The 18,636-nt window shown below is 71.3% G+C and carries 14 protein-coding genes; 10 read left to right on the top strand and 4 right to left on the bottom strand.

Annotated features, from left to right (window positions below; translation table 11 throughout):
• Positions 1-858 carry a hypothetical protein gene (locus OG485_RS24405; RefSeq protein ID WP_328670699.1) on the top strand — a complete coding sequence of 286 codons (858 nt, stop codon included), beginning with the start codon at positions 1-3 and terminating at the stop codon, positions 856-858.
• 104 nt (positions 859-962) lie between these two features.
• Here OG485_RS24405 and OG485_RS24400 read toward each other — a convergent pair whose 3' ends face one another.
• Entirely contained in the window at positions 963-2,768 is a 1,806-nt protein-coding gene (locus OG485_RS24400) for a BACON domain-containing protein (protein ID WP_443048753.1), read from the bottom strand.
• Between the two features lie 342 nt (positions 2,769-3,110).
• On the opposite strand from OG485_RS24400, the gene radA reads away from it, so the two are divergent.
• Together radA and disA are read left to right on the top strand one after the other, a co-directional pair.
• Complete coding sequence (radA, locus tag OG485_RS24395; RefSeq protein WP_328670697.1) at positions 3,111-4,520, top strand: DNA repair protein RadA; 1,410 nt, start codon at positions 3,111-3,113, stop codon at positions 4,518-4,520.
• A 68-nt stretch (positions 4,521-4,588) separates the two neighbouring features.
• On the top strand, positions 4,589-5,713 hold the full coding sequence (gene disA / locus OG485_RS24390; protein ID WP_328670696.1) for a DNA integrity scanning diadenylate cyclase DisA: 1,125 nt from the start codon (positions 4,589-4,591) through the stop codon (positions 5,711-5,713).
• A gap of 142 nt (positions 5,714-5,855) precedes the next feature.
• On the opposite strand, the gene OG485_RS24385 is transcribed toward disA, so the two are convergent.
• Positions 5,856-6,695 carry a hypothetical protein gene (locus OG485_RS24385; RefSeq protein WP_328670695.1) on the bottom strand — a complete coding sequence of 280 codons (840 nt, stop codon included), beginning with the start codon at positions 6,693-6,695 and terminating at the stop codon, positions 5,856-5,858.
• A 192-nt stretch (positions 6,696-6,887) separates the two neighbouring features.
• Between OG485_RS24385 and OG485_RS24380 the strand changes: the two genes are divergently transcribed.
• The 5 genes from OG485_RS24380 to cseC all read left to right on the top strand — a co-directional run bounded on the left by OG485_RS24380 (position 6,888) and on the right by cseC (position 11,516).
• On the top strand, positions 6,888-7,805 hold the full coding sequence (locus tag OG485_RS24380; RefSeq protein ID WP_328670694.1) for an A/G-specific adenine glycosylase: 918 nt from the start codon (positions 6,888-6,890) through the stop codon (positions 7,803-7,805).
• Positions 7,806-8,059: 254 nt separating this feature from the next.
• Entirely contained in the window at positions 8,060-8,599 is a 540-nt protein-coding gene (locus OG485_RS24375) for a SigE family RNA polymerase sigma factor (protein ID WP_328449706.1), read from the top strand.
• Complete coding sequence (locus tag OG485_RS24370) at positions 8,587-9,237, top strand: hypothetical protein (RefSeq protein WP_328670693.1); 651 nt, start codon at positions 8,587-8,589, stop codon at positions 9,235-9,237. The genes OG485_RS24375 and OG485_RS24370 overlap by 13 nt, the downstream gene beginning before the upstream one ends.
• Positions 9,238-9,256: 19 nt before the next feature.
• On the top strand, positions 9,257-9,961 hold the full coding sequence (gene cseB / locus OG485_RS24365) for a two-component system response regulator CseB (protein ID WP_328670692.1): 705 nt from the start codon (positions 9,257-9,259) through the stop codon (positions 9,959-9,961).
• Positions 9,962-9,968: 7 nt separating this feature from the next.
• The gene (gene cseC, locus OG485_RS24360) at positions 9,969-11,516 is read left to right on the top strand and encodes a two-component system sensor histidine kinase CseC (RefSeq protein WP_443048752.1); all 1,548 of its coding nucleotides are present in this window, start codon (positions 9,969-9,971) and stop codon (positions 11,514-11,516) included.
• A 138-nt stretch (positions 11,517-11,654) separates the two neighbouring features.
• Here cseC and OG485_RS24355 read toward each other — a convergent pair whose 3' ends face one another.
• Complete coding sequence (locus OG485_RS24355; protein ID WP_328670690.1) at positions 11,655-13,268, bottom strand: MDR family MFS transporter; 1,614 nt, start codon at positions 13,266-13,268, stop codon at positions 11,655-11,657.
• 171 nt (positions 13,269-13,439) lie between these two features.
• Here OG485_RS24355 and OG485_RS24350 point away from each other — a divergent pair, with 171 nt between their 5' ends.
• Complete coding sequence (locus tag OG485_RS24350; RefSeq protein WP_328670689.1) at positions 13,440-14,033, top strand: TetR/AcrR family transcriptional regulator; 594 nt, start codon at positions 13,440-13,442, stop codon at positions 14,031-14,033.
• A 199-nt stretch (positions 14,034-14,232) separates the two neighbouring features.
• On the opposite strand, the gene OG485_RS24345 is transcribed toward OG485_RS24350, so the two are convergent.
• Positions 14,233-14,919, bottom strand: coding sequence for a M23 family metallopeptidase (locus OG485_RS24345; protein WP_328670688.1), 687 nt, complete (start codon positions 14,917-14,919; stop codon positions 14,233-14,235).
• 558 nt (positions 14,920-15,477) lie between these two features.
• Between OG485_RS24345 and OG485_RS24340 the strand changes: the two genes are divergently transcribed.
• Positions 15,478-18,609, top strand: coding sequence for an NACHT domain-containing protein (locus OG485_RS24340; RefSeq protein ID WP_328670687.1), 3,132 nt, complete (start codon positions 15,478-15,480; stop codon positions 18,607-18,609).
• Positions 18,610-18,636: the final 27 nt, after the last annotated feature.

Here is an 18,636-nt window from a genome sequence, read left to right as displayed (position 1 = left end):
GTGCCAAAGACGAAAAAGGCGAAGTCCGACAAATCGGCCACGGGCTCCGCGCAAGCGAAGGCCACCAAGTCCGGGAAGTCCGTGAAGTCTGTGAAGCCCGTGAAGAAGGGCGACGAGAAGGGGCTCGACTTCGCTCGCGCGTGGGTGGAGTTCCCTGACCCCGCCGATGACGAACAGGTCTTCCGGTGCGATCTGACCTGGCTGACCTCGCGGTGGAACTGCATCTTCGGGAGCGGCTGCCAGGGCATCCAGGCGGGCCGCGCCGACGACGGCTGCTGCACGCTGGGAGCCCACTTCTCCGACGAGGACGACGAGAAGCGGGTGGCCGGGCACGTGGCCCGGCTCACGCCGGACATCTGGCAGAACCATGACGTGGGCACGGAGACGGGCTGGGTGTCCAAGGACGAGGACGGCGACCGCCAGACCCGCCCGTACGAGGGCTCCTGCATCTTCCAGAACCGTCCCGGCTTCGCCGGCGGCGCGGGCTGCTCGCTGCACATCCTGGCCGTCAAGGAGGGGCGCGAGCCGCTGGAGACCAAGCCGGACGTCTGCTGGCAGCTCCCGGTGCGTCGCACGTACGAGTGGATCGACCGGCCCGACGACACCCGGGTGCTCCAGGTGTCCATCGGCGAGTACGACCGCCGCGGCTGGGGGCCGGGCGGCCACGACCTGCACTGGTGGTGCACGTCGGCGACCTCGGCACACGGCGCCGGCGACCCGGTGTACGTCTCGTACCGTCCGGAGCTGATCGAGCTGATGGGCGAGGCGGGGTACGACCGCCTGGTCCAGCTCTGCGAGGAGCGGCTGGCCTCACAGCTTCCGCTGCTGGCACCGCATCCCGCGGATCCGGTGGACTGACCAACCTGCGGATCCGGTGGATTCCGGCCGCTTCGGGCCGCACGACCGGCGGGTCCGGGCCGCACGACCGGCGGGTCCGGGCCGTACGACCGGCGGGTCCGGCGCTACGGCGTGCCCGTTCCCGGGTCGCCGCCGCCCTCCCCCGGCGGCGCCGAAGAGGTTCCCGGGTTTGGGGAGGACGTCTCGGTGGCGGTGGCCGTCGGCGTCGGGTCCGCCGGAGTCGGGGACGGGTCCTGGCTGGGGGTCGCGGCCGGGGTGGAGCCCGGCCCCGAGGGGGCCGGGGTGCTCGCGGTGGGGTCCGGTTTCCCGCCGGGGTGGGAGGACGAGCCCGCCTTCCCGTACCCGGTGATCGTGACCACCGCGCCCGCCGGGGCGATCGCCACTCGCGCGGTCCACTGGCCCGCCGGCTCACGGAGGTGGTCGACGTACACCTTGACCGTCATCGACTCGCCCGGTTCGAGCGTTCCCGAGGACCGGCTGAGGTAGAGCCAGGCCGCGCCGGTGCGCGCGGACCAGCGGACCGGGGAGCTGCCGGACGCGGTCAGCGTGACCAGCGTCGTGTCCCCGCTGGTTCCGGCGGTCACCGCCAGGTGTCCCGGGGTCGTTCCGCGGGCGCTGACGACCTCGACGGAGACGTCCGAGGAGCCGCCCTTGGTGACGCGGGAGCCGGGTCCCGCGCTGGCGTTCCCGGCGTTCTCGTAGCCGCCCGCCTGCCCGCCGTCCGGACCCTCGGGATCCTGGGCCTCGCTCGTGCTGGCCGGACGGCCGTCCACGCCCTCACCGGTCAGGGGCGCGCCCCGGTAGGCGGCCCAGAGGGCGAGAACGGGCGCGGCGACGACGGTGGCGACGATCGTCGTCGTGACGGCCCGCGCGCGGAGGCGGTCTCTTCGGGCGGCGTGGTCCTTGGGGTCCATCGGAAAGCCGCGCCGGTCGAAGCGCGGGGCGCCGCTCCGCGCGCGGGGGGCGTGCGCCATCGCGGTGCGCAGGGCCGCGTGCGGGGCCTGGAGCACGGGAAGCGCCGCGGGCGTGACGCTCGTGCCGGGCCAGGCACCGGGGGCGGCGCGTTCGGCGGTGCGGCGGCAGCGCGGGCAGTCGTCGACGTGCCGGACCAGCTCGCCGCGCAGGGTGGTGCTCAGCACCAGCCGGCTGTCTCCGGTGAGCCGGGCGACGCTCGGGCAGGCGCCGGTCTCCACGACGGCGAGGGCCGCCCGGGTGCGTTCGACCTCGCAGGCGGCGGAGGCGAGCAGTTCGCGCGCCACGACGAGGTCCATGCCGAGGACGGCGGCGACCTCGCGGGCGGCGAGCTGGTGGCGCACCGCGAGTTCGAGCGCCTCGCGCTGTTCGGGGGTGGTTCCGGCGGCCTCCGGCCAGGCCAGCAGGGAGAGTTCGCGACGGCGGTGGTCCTGGACCTCCTCGGACACGGGAACGGCGCTCACCGCCTCGGCCGCGCGCCGGTCGGCGGCGGCCTTGTGCGCCGCGTCGAGGGCGGCCCCTTCACGGGGTCCGCCCGCAGGTCCTTGAAGGCCGCCCCTGCGAGACGCCTGCCGCCCGGAGGCGTGCGCGGCCTGGCGCTTGCGCCGGGCTTCGGTGAGCTTGCGCAGACAGGACCAGCGGGCGAGCGCGTAGAGCCAGGCCCTGCGGTCGTCGGCCGCCTCCGGCCCGCGCGGGCCGCGCCGCTCGGCGAGCGCCAGGGCGTCCCCCAGGGCGGCGGTGGCCGCGTCGTGGTCGCACAGTACGGACAGGCAATAGGTGAACAGGCCGTCCAGGTAGGGCTCGTACCGCGCGGGGGGACGCTGGACCAGGGTGTGGGGGGTCGCGCCACGGGGCACGGCCGCCCGCTTGCGCGCGGCTCCGTGCGCCCGGTGTGCGCCGGTGGTGTGCGTGGAGGTCTCCGGACTGCTGCTCATCACCCGTGCGACCGTAGGTGCCCGGGCCCGGCCCCTTCCTCCCCCTTGAGCACATTTAATCCGTACGGGTGAAACGATCCCTCATAAGGGGACAGGAACCCTCGACCCCTGGCCTGGGCCGTCACCGGTGGCGATGGCAGTCCATGGCAGATGGGACGGCCAGGGCCCGCGCGGGACCCGGTCTCTCGGGGGTGGGAACGGGGCACGGGGGCTCGCGCCGCGCTTTCCGCGAAGGGCCGGGGGCCCCGGTCGCGGAGGCCCGGGGGCGGGGCCCGGATCCGCGGGCCCGGGTGGGGTCGTACCGTCGCGTGCCGCGTTGTCAGTGGCTACGGCTACGGTTCGGTCATGGCTGCCCGTACGAAATCCGCGAAGGACCGGCCGTCCTACCGCTGCACCGAGTGCGGCTGGCAGACGGCCAAATGGCTCGGCCGCTGCGCCGAATGCCAGGCATGGGGGACGGTCGAGGAGTACGGCGCGCCCGGTGTCCGCACGACGGCACCGGGCCGGGTCACCACGTCCGCGGTGCCCATCGGACAGGTCGACGGCCGTCAGGCCACCGCCCGCAGCACGGGCGTGCCCGAGCTGGACCGTGTCCTCGGCGGCGGTCTCGTGCCCGGAGCCGTCGTCCTCGTCGCGGGCGAGCCCGGCGTCGGCAAGTCCACCCTCCTGCTGGACGTGGCGGCCAAGTCGGCGAGTGACGAACACCGCACCTTGTATGTGACGGGCGAGGAGTCGGCCAGCCAGGTGCGGCTGCGCGCGGACCGCATCAAGGCCATCGACGACCACCTCTATCTCGCCGCGGAGACGGATCTGTCCGCGGTCCTCGGTCATCTGGACGCGGTGAAGCCGTCGCTGCTCATCCTGGACTCCGTCCAGACCATCGCCTCCCCGGAGATCGACGGCGCGCCCGGCGGCATGGCCCAGGTCCGGGAGGTGGCGGGCGCGCTCATCCGGGCCTCCAAGGAGCGTGGCATGTCCACCCTGCTCGTGGGCCATGTCACCAAGGACGGCGCGATCGCCGGACCCCGGCTGCTCGAACACCTCGTGGACGTCGTCCTGTCCTTCGAGGGCGACCGGCACGCGCGCCTGAGACTCGTCCGAGGGGTCAAGAACCGCTACGGCACGACGGACGAGGTCGGCTGTTTCGAGCTGCACGACGAGGGCATCACCGGGCTCACCGACCCGTCGGGGCTCTTCCTGACGCGCCGTGCCGAGCCCGTCCCGGGCACCTGTCTGACCGTCACTCTCGAAGGCCGTCGTCCCCTGGTCGCCGAGGTCCAGGCGCTCACCGTGGACTCCCAGATCCCCTCTCCGCGCCGTACGACATCCGGTCTGGAGACCTCCCGCGTCTCGATGATGCTCGCCGTCCTGGAGCAGCGCGGCCGGATCAGCGCTCTCGGAAAGCGGGACATCTACTCGGCGACGGTCGGCGGTGTGAAGCTCACCGAGCCCGCCGCGGACCTCGCCGTCGCGCTCGCCCTGGCGTCCGCCGCCAGTGACGTCCCGCTGCCCAAGAACCTCGTGGCGATCGGCGAGGTGGGGCTCGCGGGCGAGGTCAGACGGGTCACGGGCGTCCAGCGCCGGCTGGCCGAGGCCCACCGCCTGGGCTTCACCCACGCCCTCGTACCGACCGATCCGGGCAAGGTTCCCGCCGGCATGAAGGTCCTGGAAGTGGCCGACATCGGCGCGGCTCTGAGTGTCCTTCCGCGCTCGCGTCGCAGAGAGGCCCCACGGGACGAGGAGCAGCGCCGGTAGACTTTGCCCTGGTCTCGCCCGTCCGTACGAACCGAGCGCGACCGGAAACCCGCGACCGGAGGAGTGCAGTGGCAGCCAACGACCGGGCAGCAGCTCCCGGAAAGTCCGGCGGGAGCTCCGGCGCCGATGGCCTGATGCGCGCCGCACTCAGCGCCGTGGCACCCGGTACGGCCCTGCGCGACGGGCTGGAACGGATCCTCCGCGGCAACACGGGCGGACTCATCGTGCTCGGCTCCGACAAGACCGTCGAAGCCATGTGCACGGGTGGATTCGTCCTGGATGTCGAGTTCACCGCGACCCGTCTGCGTGAACTGTGCAAGCTCGACGGCGGCATCGTGCTCGACAAGGACATCACCAAAATCCTTCGGGCGGGCGTGCAGCTGGTGCCCGACCCGACGATCCCCACGGAGGAGACGGGCACGCGACACCGCACCGCGGACCGGGTGAGCAAGCAGGTCGGCTACCCCATCGTGTCGGTCTCCCAGTCGATGCGTCTGATCGCCCTGTACGTCGGCGGTCAGCGCCGCGTCCTGGAGGACTCCGCCGCGATCCTCTCCCGCGCCAACCAGGCCCTCGCCACCCTGGAGCGCTACAAGCTCCGTCTGGACGAGGTCGCGGGCACGCTGTCGGCGCTGGAGATCGAGGACCTCGTCACGGTCCGGGACGTCTCCGCGGTCGCCCAGCGTCTGGAGATGGTGCGCCGTATCGCCACCGAGATCGCCGAGTACGTGGTGGAACTGGGCACGGACGGGCGGCTGCTGACCCTCCAGCTCGACGAGCTGATCGCCGGCGTCGAGCCCGACCGTGAGCTGGTCGTCCGGGACTACGTGCCCGAGCCGACCGCCAAGCGTTCCCGCACGGTCGACGAGGCGCTGTCCGAGCTGGACGCGCTCAGTCACGCCGAGCTCCTCGAACTGTCCACGGTGGCCAAGGCGTTGGGCTACACCGGCTCCCCCGAGGCGCTCGACTCCGCGGTCTCTCCGCGCGGGTTCCGTCTCCTCGCCAAGGTGCCGCGGCTGCCCGGCGCGATCATCGACCGGCTCGTGGAGCACTTCGGCGGTCTGCAGAAGCTGCTCGCCGCGAGCGTGGACGACCTCCAGACGGTCGACGGCGTGGGCGAGGCCCGGGCCCGCAGCGTCCGCGAGGGCCTGTCCCGTCTCGCGGAGTCGTCGATCCTGGAGCGCTACGTCTAGGGCCTGCCGTTTGGATCACGCGGCGGGACGCGGCGCCCCGTACAACGGGGCGAACTCTGCCTGTCGGGGCACCAGGAGTCCTCGTCGGGGATCCGGGACCCCGGGGCCGCCGGGGTTGCACTCCCGTCCGGACCGAGGGTGCTCAGTCCTTGGACAGGACGAACGATGTCTGCGCCTTCGCCAGTCCCGGTGCCTTCGCCTCGACCAGGTAGGTGCCCGCGGGAGCCGAACCCGAAGGGGGCGTGGCGCACTCGGGGGCGCCGGGCCTGCGGTCCCACTTCACCGTGTGGACGGTCTGGCCGCCGGCCGGCACGCGGAAGAGGATGCCCGCGGCGTCCTTCGGGCAGTCGTCCGAGGCCCAGATGTCCTCGTCGCCGCCCGCCTGAGTGATCGTCAGAACCGCGCTCTTCGGGCCGAGATCGACCTTGCAGTCGCTGCCCGAGGTGTTTTTGGCGATGAGCTCGATCTCGGGCTGCTCTCCGGGCGCATAGGTGTTGCGCACGCTCTTGAGTGTCAACTTGACGTTGGCGGGGGTGCAGTTGGGGACCGTGGAACCGGCCGGGAGCCGGTCGGCCGCCCCGCCGCCGTTCTTGGCCCCGTCGTCGGAGCCGCCGCCGGTGCCGGTGCCGGATCCCGTGGAGCCGTCGCCCGAACCGCCGCCCGAGCCGTCCCCGGAACCGCCGTCCGACGCGCCGCCGTCGCCGCTTCCGCTCCCGCCGCTGTCACCGCCGCCGCTCGACTCGTCGCGGCCGCCCGGGTGTTGGCTGATCGCGGGGCCCGAACCGGAGGGTCCCGGCGTGATCGAGGAAGCGGGATTCTTGCCGTTCGACCCGCCGGCGCCGTTGTGGCCGCCCCCGCCTCCGGTGCCGACCACCCAGACCGTCAGAAGTGCCAACAGCCCTAGTACGGACAGCAGAACGGCCCTCCGACGCCAGTAGATGGTGGAGGGTAGCGGCCCGACCGGATTGCGCAGAGATCCCACGGCGCAAACTCTACGAGAGATCGGCCGTGCCACAGGCCCCACCCGCCGCCCCGGTACCAACTTTTCCGGATCATCATCCCGGCAGGCATCCGTCCCGGCGCCGTGACGGCCACCGGGTGCGGTCTTTCACCACCGCCCGCCCCCGGCGTCGTCCCCGCATCCGCACCGCCGCATGGCAGGATCGACATCGCCATGACTGCATCCACCAAGCCCACCGGGCCCACCCGGAACACCACCGGCGAGGACCTCCACACCCCCGTCATCGCCTGGTTCGACGAGCACGCCCGCGATCTGCCCTGGCGGCATCCCGATGCCGGCCCCTGGGCGGTGATGGTCAGCGAGTTCATGCTCCAGCAGACCCCCGTCAACCGCGTCCTGCCCGTCTACGAGCAGTGGCTGGCCCGCTGGCCGCGCCCCGCCGATCTGGCGAAGGACGCGCCCGGAGAGGCGGTCCGGGCCTGGGGACGGCTCGGCTATCCACGCCGCGCCCTGCGTCTGCACGGCGCCGCGGTGGCCATAGCGGAACGGCACGGCGGCGACGTACCGACCGATCACACGCAGCTGCTGGCGCTGCCCGGCATCGGGGAGTACACGGCGGCGGCGGTCGCGTCGTTCGCGTACGGCCAGCGTCATCCCGTCCTGGACACGAACGTCCGCAGGGTCTTCGCCCGAGCCGTCACCGGCGTGCAGTACCCGCCGAACGCCACCACGGCCGCCGAACGCAAGCTCGCCCGCGCCCTGCTGCCCGAGAGCGAGAGCACGGCGGCGCGCTGGGCCGCCGCCTCCATGGAACTCGGCGCGCTGGTCTGCACGGCGAGGAACGAGACGTGCCACCGCTGCCCGATCGCCGCGCAGTGCGCCTGGCGGCTGGCCGGCAAGCCGGAGCACGACGGACCGCCGCGCAAGGGGCAGACGTACGCGGGCACGGACCGCCAGGTGCGCGGCAAGCTGCTGGCCGTCCTGCGGGAGACGCATGTGCCGGTTCCGGGGACCGCGCTGGACCGGGTGTGGGACGAGCCGGTGCAGCGGGGCCGCGCGCTCGACGGACTCGTCGCCGACGGACTGGTCGAGCCGCTCCCCGGCGGTCTGTATCGGTTGCCCCTCACCTAGAGCAGACGTCATAACCGAATCAACCGGGTCATAGAGCCACGTTCTCCTACCCCGTTTCCATAGCCGTTACACAACCGACGGACAGCCGAGTGCTGGCCGCAGGCTGTCTCGGACAACCCCGTGACAACGGCTCCGTAGCTTCAGTGCCGTACCGCAGCGAGTGCCGCCCGACCGGCGGCACGGGAGCGGTGGTTCGCAGGCAACGGGAGAACCGGCAGCAGGCAGGCCGGAAACGGGGACGGAGGCGGTTGATCATGGCGCAGGGCGAGGTGCTCGAATTCGAGGAGTACGTCCGGACCCGGCAGGACGCGCTGCTGCGCAGTGCGCGCCGTCTGGTCCCCGACCCGGTCGACGCCCAGGACCTGCTCCAGACCGCGCTCGTGCGGACATACGGCCGCTGGGACGGCATCGCGGACAAGCGTCTCGCCGACGCCTATCTGCGCCGCGTGATGATCAATACGCGTACCGAGTGGTGGCGGGCCCGCAAGCTCGAGGAGGTGCCCACCGAGCAACTGCCGGACGCGTGTGTGGAGGACGCCACCGAACAGCACGCGGACCGTGCGCTGCTGATGGACATCATGAAGGTGCTGGCACCCAAGCAGCGCAGTGTCGTGGTGCTGCGACACTGGGAGCAGATGTCCACGGAGGAGACGGCCGCCGCGCTCGGCATGTCGGCCGGAACGGTCAAGAGCACGCTGCACCGGGCGCTGGCCCGGCTCCGCGAGGAGCTGGAGAGCCGCGACCTGGACGCCCGCGCGCTCGAACGTGAGGAGCGGGAGCGTTGCGCGGCCTAGGAGTCCGGGGCAGAACGGCCCTGAAGGCGGGGAGTTCGGCGGCGGCCGGGCTCGCCGCCCTCGGCCTTTTCGTGACCGCGTGCGCCACCGGCGGCACCGGTGCGCGCGACGAGGGTCCGGCGGGCAGCGACGCGGTCGCCAAGGGCAGCATCAAGCCGGTCGTCTCCGGCTCGCCGGCCAAGACCCCCAAGCGCGTGGACGCGGTCAAGCTCGTCAAGGACGATCCCGCGGTCAGCGCGGCGGTCAAGCGCGACCTGAAGCCGTGCGTCGCCGACGAGTACCCGGTCGACGTGTCATACGGGGAACTGACCGGCGGCTCCGCGAACGACATCGTGATCAACGTGATGACCTGCGCCGACGCCGTGGGTGTCGGCAGCTACGTCTATCGCCAGCAGAACGGCCGGTACCAGAATGTCTTCAAGGCCGAGGAGCCTCCGGTCTACGCCGAGATCGACCGGGGCGATCTGGTGGTCACCCAGCAGCTGTACGAGAAGGGCGACCCGGTGTCGTACCCGTCCAGCGAAGAAGTGATCACCTACGGCTGGTCCTCGACACGCTTCGTCGAACAGTCCAGGATCCACAACGACTACAGCAACGCGGTGGGCGGCTCCGTTTCGCCCGCCCCGGACGCGAACTGAGAACGGGCGGAGCAGCCGGATGGCAGAGCAGACCCACGTCCTGTTCGTCGAGGACGACAACGTCATCCGCGAGGCCACACAACTCGCCCTGGAGCGCGTCGGCTTCGCGGTCACGGCCATGCCCGACGGGCTCTCGGGCCTGGAGGCGTTCCGCGCCGACCGTCCCGACATCGCCCTGCTGGACGTGATGGTCCCCGGGCTCGACGGTGTGTCGCTGTGCCGCCGTATCCGCGACGAGTCGACCGTGCCGGTCATCATGCTGTCGGCGCGCGCCGACTCGATCGACGTCGTGCTCGGCCTGGAGGCCGGCGCCGACGACTACGTGACCAAGCCCTTCGACGGCGCCGTGCTGGTCGCCCGTATCCGCGCGGTGCTGCGCCGCTTCGGGCACGCGAGCGGCGGCGCGGGCGCGGGCGAGGGGGCCGCTCCGGTGGAGGGCGGGGTGCTCGTCTTCGGTGAGCTGGAGGTCGACACCGAGGGCATGGAGGTGACCCGGGGCGGTACGCCGGTGGCGCTGACGCCCACCGAGATGCGGCTGCTCCTGGAGTTCTCGTCCGCGCCCGGGACGGTGCTGAGCCGCGACAAGCTGCTGGAACGGGTGTGGGACTACGGCTGGGGCGGGGACACCCGGGTGGTCGACGTCCATGTGCAGCGGCTGCGTACGAAGATCGGCCAGGACCGTATCGAGACGGTCCGCGGCTTCGGCTACAAGTTGAAGGCCTGAGCACACCATGCGGGGGAAATTTCAGCGTTCCGCTGCTGCGGGGAACCCTTCGGCCGCGGGGCGGGGACCGGTTCCGGGCGGCCGTGCGGAACCGGGGGTCGGCATGAGCACGGGGTCGCGCGAGGGGGTCGGTGCCGGGTCGGATGCCGGCCGGGGCGAGGTTCTCGGCGGGGGCGGGGGCAGGAGACCCGGCGCGGTAAAGGGCCGGGGCATCGGCATCGGGATAGACCGGGGCACGGATTCGGGTACGAGCATCCGTACCGGCATCCGCTGGAAGCTCAGCACCGCGATCGCCCTGGTCGGCGCGCTGGTCGCCGTCGCACTGAGCCTGGTCGTGCACAACGCGGCCCGCGTCTCGATGCTGGACAACTCGCGCGACCTCGCCGACGAGCGCATCCAGCTCGCCGAGCGCATGTACGGGCCGGGCCGGCCGCCGTCGTTCGGGGCGAAGATAGACGATCCCTCCATTCCGTCGGACCTGATGGTGAAGGTCTCGCAGGGGCGGCGGGCGACCTACGTCTCCGACAGCTCCAACGGCGTGCCGGACATCTGGGCCGCCGTACCGCTCAGGAACGGCCAGGTGCTGTCCTGGCACGAGCGGTTCACGGACCGCAACGCGGACGTGATGAAGGACCTCGACCAGGCGCTGATCATCGGCTCCATCGCGGTCGTCTTCGGCGGCAGCGCGCTCGGTGTGCTGATCGGCGGCCAGTTGTCGCGCCGGCTGCGCAAGGCGGCGGCCGCGGCGAACCGGGTCGCCAAGGGGGAACCGGACGTCCGGGTGCGGGACGCGATCGGCGGTGTCGTGCTCGACGAGACCGACGACCTGGCACGGGCCGTGGACGCCATGGCCGACGCGCTCCAGCAGCGCATCGAGGCCGAGCGCCGGGTGACCGCCGACATCGCCCATGAACTGCGCACCCCGGTGACCGGGCTGCTCACGGCGGCCGAACTGCTGCCGCCCGGCCGCCCCACCGAGCTCGTACGGGACCGCGCGCAGGCCATGCGCACGCTCGTCGAGGACGTCCTGGAGGTCGCCCGGCTCGACGGGGCCTCCGAGCGGGCCGAGTTGCAGGACCTCATGCTCGGCGAGTTCGTGGCCCGGCGGATCGCCGCCAAGGGTGCGGACGTCGAGGTGCGGGTGGTGCACGAGTCCGAGGTCACGACGGACCCGCGCCGTCTGGAGCGCGTCCTACTCAACCTCCTGGCGAACGCGGCCCGGCACGGCAGGCCGCCGATCGAGGTCACCGTCGAGGGCCGGGTCATCCGCGTCCGCGACCACGGCCCCGGTTTCCCCGAGAAGCTCCTCGCCGAGGGGCCGAGCCGCTTCCGCACCGGCAGCACCGACCGTGCGGGCGACGGCCACGGACTGGGCCTCACCATCGCCGCCGGCCAGGCCCGGGTGCTCGGCGCACGGCTGACCTTCCGCAACGTACGGCCCGCCGGGGCCCCGGAGAGCGTGCCCGCCGAGGGCGCGGTCGCGGTGCTGTGGCTGCCGGAACACGCACCGACGAACACGGGGAGCCATCCGATGCTGCCGGCGTCCGGGAAGTAGACGGCCCCCGGCCGGGCCTGTCCTCGCCGCCTCGGTGCGACCGTCACCGGGCACAGAGGAAGGCCCCCGGGGCGGACAACGCCGGGGGCCTTCGGTGTGAGGAGTTCAGGGGCCGGCAGGGCCGGCCCCGCGATCAGGTCAGACCGGCTCGGCTAGCTGGACCTGGGGTGCCTCGTCCGACGCGCCGCCCTCGCCGGGCTTGGGCGCGCCCGCCCCCTTGAGGGCGACCTCCTTGACGAACACCGACGAGATCATCACGATCACGGCCACCGACGCGCCCAGCAGGAAGGCCGAGTGCGTACCGGCCGACACCGCGTGCTGGTAGGCCTCGCGCGCCGCCGCCGGCAGCTTCGCCAGGCTCGCCGCGTCCAGCTGCGGGGACTGCTCGGTGATCTTCGAGCCCAGCGCGCCGGCCTTCTCGGCCATGACGTCCTTGACGCGGTTGTTGAACAGCGCGCCCATGACGGCGACACCGAACGACGAGCCGAGCGTACGGAACAGGGTGGAGGAGGAGGACGCGACGCCCATGTCCTTCATCTCCACGCTGTTCTGCGCCACCAGCATGGTGACCTGCATCAGGCAGCCCATGCCCAGGCCGAGGACGGCCATGTAGACGCCGGACATGAAACGGGTGGTGTCCGTGTCCATCGTCGACAGCAGGTAGAGGCCGATCACCATCAGCACACCGCCGAGGACGGGGAAGATCTTGTAGCGGCCGGTGGCGGTGGTGACCCGGCCGGCGACCATCGACGTCACGAGCATCGCGCCCAGCATGGGCAGCAGCAGCAGACCGGAGTTGGTCGCGGACGCGCCCTGCACCGCCTGCTGGTACAGCGGCAGGAACAGCGTGGCGCCGAACATGGCGAAGCCGGTGACGAAGCCGATGATCGACATCAGGGTGAAGTTGCGGCTGCGGAAGATGTGCAGCGGCAGGATCGGCTCGGCGGCCTTGGTCTGCCAGAAGACGAACCCGACCAGCGCGGCGACACCGAGGCCGATGAGCTCCATGATCCGCGCGGACGACCAGGCGTACTCCGTGCCGCCCCAGGTGGTGACGAGGACGATGGAGGTGATGCCGATCGTCAGCAGCACGGCGCCGAGGTAGTCGATGCGCGTCTCGGACCGCTTCTTCGGCAGGTGCAGGACGATGCTGATCGCGGCGAGCGCGACCGCGCCGAGCGGCAGGTTGATGTAGAAGGACCAGCGCCAGCCCCAGTTGTCGGTGATGGTGCCGCCGATCAGCGGACCGCCGATCATCGCCAGCGCCATGATGCCGGCCATCATGCCCTGGTACTTGCCGCGCTCACGGGGCGGGATCAGGTCGCCGATGATCGCCATGACGCCGACCATGAGACCGCCGGCGCCGAGACCCTGAATGGCCCGGAATCCGATCAGCTCGCCCATGTTCTGGGCCATGCCGCTCAGCGCGGAGCCGATCAGGAAGATCACGATCGACGACATGAAGGCGCCCTTGCGCCCGTACATGTCGCCGACCTTGCCCCAGATCGGGGTGGAGGCCGCGGTGGCGAGGGTGTACGCCGTCACGACCCAGGAAAGGTGTTCGAGTCCGCCGAGCTCACCCACGATGGTCGGCATGGCCGTGCCGACGATCATGTTGTCGAGCATCGCCAGCATCATCGTGAGCATCAGCGCGAGCAGGACCACGCGTACGCTGCGCTGCCGCTTCTCGCCCTCGGCCGGTTTCCCGGTCTGCTCCACGGCCGGTTCGGCCGCTTTCGTCTTGTCCGCCATCGCTTCCACTCCCCTGAGTACTTCTGCCGCCGTCCGGCTACTTACTTGCCGACCGGCAAGTTGACTACACTCAGGAAAATAGCTTCGCAACTAGCCGGGCGTCAAGTAAGAAACACTAGTTTTACCAGCCGGTCGACAGGTAAGTTTCCAGGGAGCGCGAGGAGTACGAGGATGGGCGGCACCATGGACGGCATCAAGCGGCAGCGCCGGGGCGACACCCGGCAGCGCATCCAGGACGTCGCTCTCGAACTGTTCTCCGAGCACGGTTACGAGAAGACCTCGCTGCGTGAGATCGCCGAGCACCTCGATGTCACCAAAGCCGCGCTCTACTACCACTTCAAGACCAAGGAAGAGATCCTGATCAGCCTCTTCCAGGATCTGACGCGGCCGCTCGACGAGCTGATCGAGTGGGGCAGGCAGCAGCCGCACAGCCTGGAGACCAAGCAGGAGGTGCTGCGCCGCTACAGCGAGGCACTCGGCGGCGCGTCCCCGCTCTTCCGCTTCATGCAGGAGAACCAGGCGACGGTTCGCGAGCTGAGCATCGGCGAGACCTTCAAGGACCGCATGATCAGCATGCTGGAGATCATCAAGGAGCCCGAGTCGCCGCTGACCGACCAGGTCCGCTGCATCAGCGCGCTCTTCACGATGCACGCCGGAATGTTCGTGCTCAAAGACGTCGAAGGCGACCCCGAGGACAAGCGCAAGGCCGTCCTGGAGGTCGCGATCGACCTGGTGACCCAGGCCCACGGGGGCGGAGCCTCCTAGGGTCTGCCGCTCGGATCAGGTGGCCCGCGTCCCGCCGCATGATCCGGACGACAGGCCGCCCGGGCCGGCTCCGGCGAGCAGAGTTTCCTGGCGCCGCCCCCTCGCACGCAAGCGGAGCCCCGCTGCCGTCTCCGGCGGCGGGGCTCCGCTTCTGGTTCCGCTCTCCGGCGCTGCGCGCCGGGTCACCGGCGCGGGCGGGTCAGACCTTGACGCCCATGGTGTGAAGGAACGCCACGGGGTTGATGGCCGAACCGTAGTTGGGGGTCGTACGGATCTCGAAGTGCAGGTGCGGGCCGCTGGAGTTACCGGTGTTGCCGGAAAGGGCTATGTGCTGACCGGTGGAGACGACCTGCCCGACGTTCACATCGATGCGCGACAGGTGGGCGTACTGCGAGTACGTGCCGTTGGCGTGCTTGATGACGACGGCGTTGCCGTACGCCGGACCGTCACCGGCGCCGTTGCCGCCCGCCTTGACGACGGTGCCACCGTGGGCGGCCATGACGTTGGTGCCCGTCGGCACGGCGAAGTCCTGGCCGGAGTGCTTGTGGGCCCACATGCCGCCCGCCTGGTTGAAGCTGGCGGACAGGGAGTACTTCGCGACCGGGTCGATCCAGGAGGCGGCCTTCTTCTTCGCCACGGCCTTCTTGGCGACAGCCGCCTTGGTGGCGGCCGTCTTCTTCGCGACGGCGGCCTTGGCCTGAGCGGCGGCCTGGGTGTGAACGGCGTTGGCCGCGGTCACGGTGGCGCTGGTGCTGACGCCCGTTTCGGCGGCGGTCGCGACCCCTGCGCCCAGCACGACCGAGGCTCCCAGACCGACGGTCAGAACGGCCGCCTTGGTGCGGGCCATGGACGTAAGGGACTTGCGGGACGTGACGCGCTTCGACATGAATACCTCGTGGAGACGGGGACAAGGGACTGAGCAACCACTCCGGCGAACTGCCTGCTGCCGTGTTGGCCATTCATTGGTAACCCGCGCCCCCAGCCGCACTCAAACCCCCCATCTACGGTGCGAAGTAGTACTTCATCCCCAAACTTCCTGAACCTTGACACCTCGGACATTCGGCAAGGGATCTTGCCCCTTTGGCCCGGAAAGCAGGGTTTAACCCCACTTCAGGCCTGCGCATCCCTTGCTGGACCCGCCCTCGGCCCACCCGCCCGGACGACCTGCCGACAGCCCTCCCCACCCCGGGCCAAAGGTCCTTTTTGTCCGTTTTCGCATAACTACTACTCACGCTAGTACCGGACAAAACGCCTGTGCCTCATGTCACCGGGGGGCCGGATCCGGGACCCCCCGAATGTGACGCGGGCTACGCCGCCGGCCCCTGTTTTCAAGGGTCTTGGGGACGTTCGCCGGCCCTTCGCGGGTGCCTCCGGCGCCCCTGTGCCGAACGGCTGTCAGAACATACGGTTGTCCTCCTGGCTCAACGCTCTCCGGGGGATCGTCATGGACCCAGTAACCGTCGGCACGCGCCTGGCCTCCAGCGTGGCCGCGCCGCTGGTCAGGAAGCTCTTCGTGGCCGAGGGCCCGGGAGCGGGCCTCGTGGACAAGCCCGTACGGATCTCGGCGCTCGTCTCCTTCAAGGGCGAGAAACGGGCCGTCGGAGAGAAGGAACTGACCCGTCTGTCGGCCGCCCTGGTCGGGCGGGCGCTGCGTGGCGGGGAGCGCCCCTTCCCCGCCGACGAGGAACAGGCCGTCGTCCACGCCCTCGGCACCACGCTGCACGCCCTGGGCGACCTCACCATGACGGACGTCCAGGCGGTCGAGCTCGGCCACCGGGCGCTCGCCCTGCGGCTGCGCGCGGCCGCCGAGAACCCCGACCGGCACCTGTCCCTCGACGCGACCGTGTTCTACGAGGGGCTGCTCGACACCGCCTGCCTCCACATCCTGCACTTCTTCACCCAGCGCTCGGCGTTTGTCCCCCGCACCCTCGTGGAGCAGAGCCGCAGACAGCGCGAACTGATCGCCAAGGTGGACGAACTGATCGCCCGCACCCCCATGACGGGCGGCACGGACCAGGCCTTCGAGCAGCGCTATCTCGCCCATCTCGCCACCAGGCACAGCCACCTCACCATCTACGGCATCGACCTCGTCAACTCCCCGGAACGCTGGCCGCTGGACGCCGCCTACCTCAGCCTCCAGGCCTTACGCCCGGTGGAGGACGAGGAGACCGCCTCGTCGGACGGTGTGCGCATCGCCCCCGCGGCCGCTTCCCTGCCCGCCGAACAGGCCCTGTCGGAACAGGACCTCGTCCTGCTGCGCGGTGTGGCCGGCTCCGGCAAGACCACGCTGGTGCAGTGGCTGGCGGTGACCGCGGCGCGCGGCGAGCGGGGAGACCGCATCCCCTTCGTCCTCCCGCTGCGCACCCTCGTCCGCCGCCCCGAGGGCCTTCCGGCCCCCGACGCGTTCCTGTCCGCCGTGCGGCTTCCCTTCCACGCGGCCCAGCCGGACGGCTGGACCGACAGGGTGCTCGGCCACGGGCGCGGACTGCTGCTCGTCGACGGCCTCGACGAGATCCCCGAACGTGACCGCGAACACACCCGCCGCTGGCTGCGCGAACTCCTCGACGCCTACCCCGGCAACCAGTGGCTGGTCACGTCCCGCCCCTCGGCCGTACGGGAGGACTGGCTCGCGCCCGACGGGTTCACCGAACTCGTCCTCTCGCCGATGACCGGCGACGACGTGGCCGCCTTCATCCGCCGCTGGCACGCCGCGGCACGCCTCGACGCCTCCGACACGGACCGCCTCGACGGCTACGAACGTTCCCTCCTCGACGCCGTCCGGACCAAGCCGGACCTCGGCCGCCTCGCCACCAACCCTCTGATGTGCGGTCTGATCTGCGCGCTGCACCGGGACCGGCGGGGCTATCTGCCGCACGGCAGACAGGAGTTGTACGACGCCGCGCTCTCCATGCTGCTGTCGCGCCGCGACGAGGAACGCGACATGTTCGTACGGGGCAGCGGTCACGACGGCATCCACCTCACGGAACTTCCGCAGATCCAGCTCCTGCAACGGCTCGCCTACTGGCTGATCCGCAACAACCGGGCGGAGATGGACCGCGCCCGCGCCGAACGCATCGTCGCCGACGTCCTGCCCTCCCTCCCGGCCGCCGCCAGGCAGGGCGACGCCGCGCAGATCCTGCGCCACCTCCTCGTCCGCAGCGGCCTTCTCCGTGAACCCACCCCGGGAACCGTCGAGTTCGTCCACCGCACCTTCCAGGACTACCTGGGCGCCAAGGCCGCCGTGGAGGACGGGGACTTCGGGCTGCTGGTGCGCAACGCCGGGGAGTCCCAGTGGGCGGATGTGATCCGGATGGCCGTCGCCCACGCCCGGCCACGGGAACGGGCCGAGCTGCTGGACTCCATGACCGGCGCGGCGGCACGGCTCGACGAGGCGTCCGCGACGCGTGTACGGCTGCTCGCCCTCGCCTCGCTGGAACACGCCACCCAGCTCGCGCCCGAGGTGCGGGCCGCCGTGGAGGGCGGCGCGGCCGCGCTCATCCCGCCGAGAACGCCGGCGGAGGCCCGCGCCCTGGCCGAGGCGGGCCCCCTCGTCCTGGAGCTGCTGCCCGGACCGGAGGGCCTCACCGAGGACGAGGCCCACGGCGTCGTCGTCACCGCCTCCCTGATCGGCACCGACGCCGCCATCCCCGTACTGGCGCGCTTCCGCTCGCACCCGGCCCGGTCCGTGCGGGCCCAACTCGCCTGGGGATGGCACAGGTTCGACACCGAGCGGTACGCGTCCGAGATCATCGCCCGGCTGGACCCGGCCGGCCTGTACTTCTCCGCGCACTCGACCGCCCAGCTCCATGTGCTGCGCGACCTGGGCGGCCGGCCCCGGCTGCAGATCGTCGGAGACATCGACCCGGCGGAGCTGCGCACCTGCCTGCTCCCGGACCAGGTGACCCGGCTGATGCTGCGGCACAACAACCGCCTGGGGGATCTGGGCTTCCTGACGGCACAGCGGCGGCTGGAGCAGCTCAACCTCGATGGGTGCACGGGGATCGGTGATCTCACGCCGCTCGCGGAGCTGCCGCTGCGGGGGCTGTACCTGATGTCCGACTCGGGACGGCCCCCGGTCCCCGACGGTCTGGCCGGGCTGGCCTCGCTGCGGGAACTGAACGTCGGACACCGGCTCACGGGCCGGTCACTGGGCGAGACCCTCCCCCCGGACGCGCCGCTGGAAGTCATCTGCTTCGGGCTGGACGTGCTCCGCGACACCGGGATGCGGGGGCTGCGCCACTGGCGGTCGCTGCACACCCTGTGGCTGAGCCGGGAGCCCGGCGAACTCACCCCCGACGACTGGTCCGAGGTCACCGCGCTGCCGGCGCTCAGGGAACTGCGGATCCACCGGGCCGCCCTCGGATCCCTCGTGTCGGCGCCGCCGCTGCCGTCCGTCGAACACCTGGAACTGAGAAAACTGGCGGGGACCGAGGACCTTTCCGGACTCCGGGCCCTGCTGCCGAATCTGCGGACGGTCAATTTCGCCCTCACTTCGGGCACCGGAACCGTGCCGGAACAACTCTCGGGTCAATTGCCGGGCGAACACACGACGACCACGACCCACAACGTCCTGTGACTCCCGCCGGCCGAAAGGGCTGCCCCG

Source organism: Streptomyces sp. NBC_00328 (genome assembly GCF_036139655.1).
In the GTDB taxonomy this organism is placed as follows: Bacteria; Actinomycetota; Actinomycetes; order Streptomycetales; family Streptomycetaceae; genus Streptomyces.
The sequence above is the reverse complement of the archived record's forward strand: the minus strand, read 5'-3'. Positions and strand labels throughout refer to the sequence as shown.

Bases quoted from the DNA above. Each gene is read 5' to 3' on its own strand.
- OG485_RS24375 (WP_328449706.1), top strand. From the start codon at position 8,060: ATGGCGCAGGGCGAGGTGCTCGAATTCGAGGAGTACGTCCGGACCCGG.
- OG485_RS24350 (WP_328670689.1), top strand. From the start codon at position 13,440: ATGGGCGGCACCATGGACGGCATCAAGCGGCAGCGCCGGGGCGACACC.
- cseC (WP_443048752.1), top strand. From the start codon at position 9,969: ATGCGGGGGAAATTTCAGCGTTCCGCTGCTGCGGGGAACCCTTCGGCC.
- OG485_RS24340 (WP_328670687.1), top strand. From the start codon at position 15,478: ATGGACCCAGTAACCGTCGGCACGCGCCTGGCCTCCAGCGTGGCCGCG.
- cseB (WP_328670692.1), top strand. From the start codon at position 9,257: ATGGCAGAGCAGACCCACGTCCTGTTCGTCGAGGACGACAACGTCATC.
- radA (WP_328670697.1), top strand. From the start codon at position 3,111: ATGGCTGCCCGTACGAAATCCGCGAAGGACCGGCCGTCCTACCGCTGC.
- OG485_RS24345 (WP_328670688.1), bottom strand. From the start codon at position 14,919: ATGTCGAAGCGCGTCACGTCCCGCAAGTCCCTTACGTCCATGGCCCGC.
- OG485_RS24380 (WP_328670694.1), top strand. From the start codon at position 6,888: ATGACTGCATCCACCAAGCCCACCGGGCCCACCCGGAACACCACCGGC.
- OG485_RS24355 (WP_328670690.1), bottom strand. From the start codon at position 13,268: ATGGCGGACAAGACGAAAGCGGCCGAACCGGCCGTGGAGCAGACCGGG.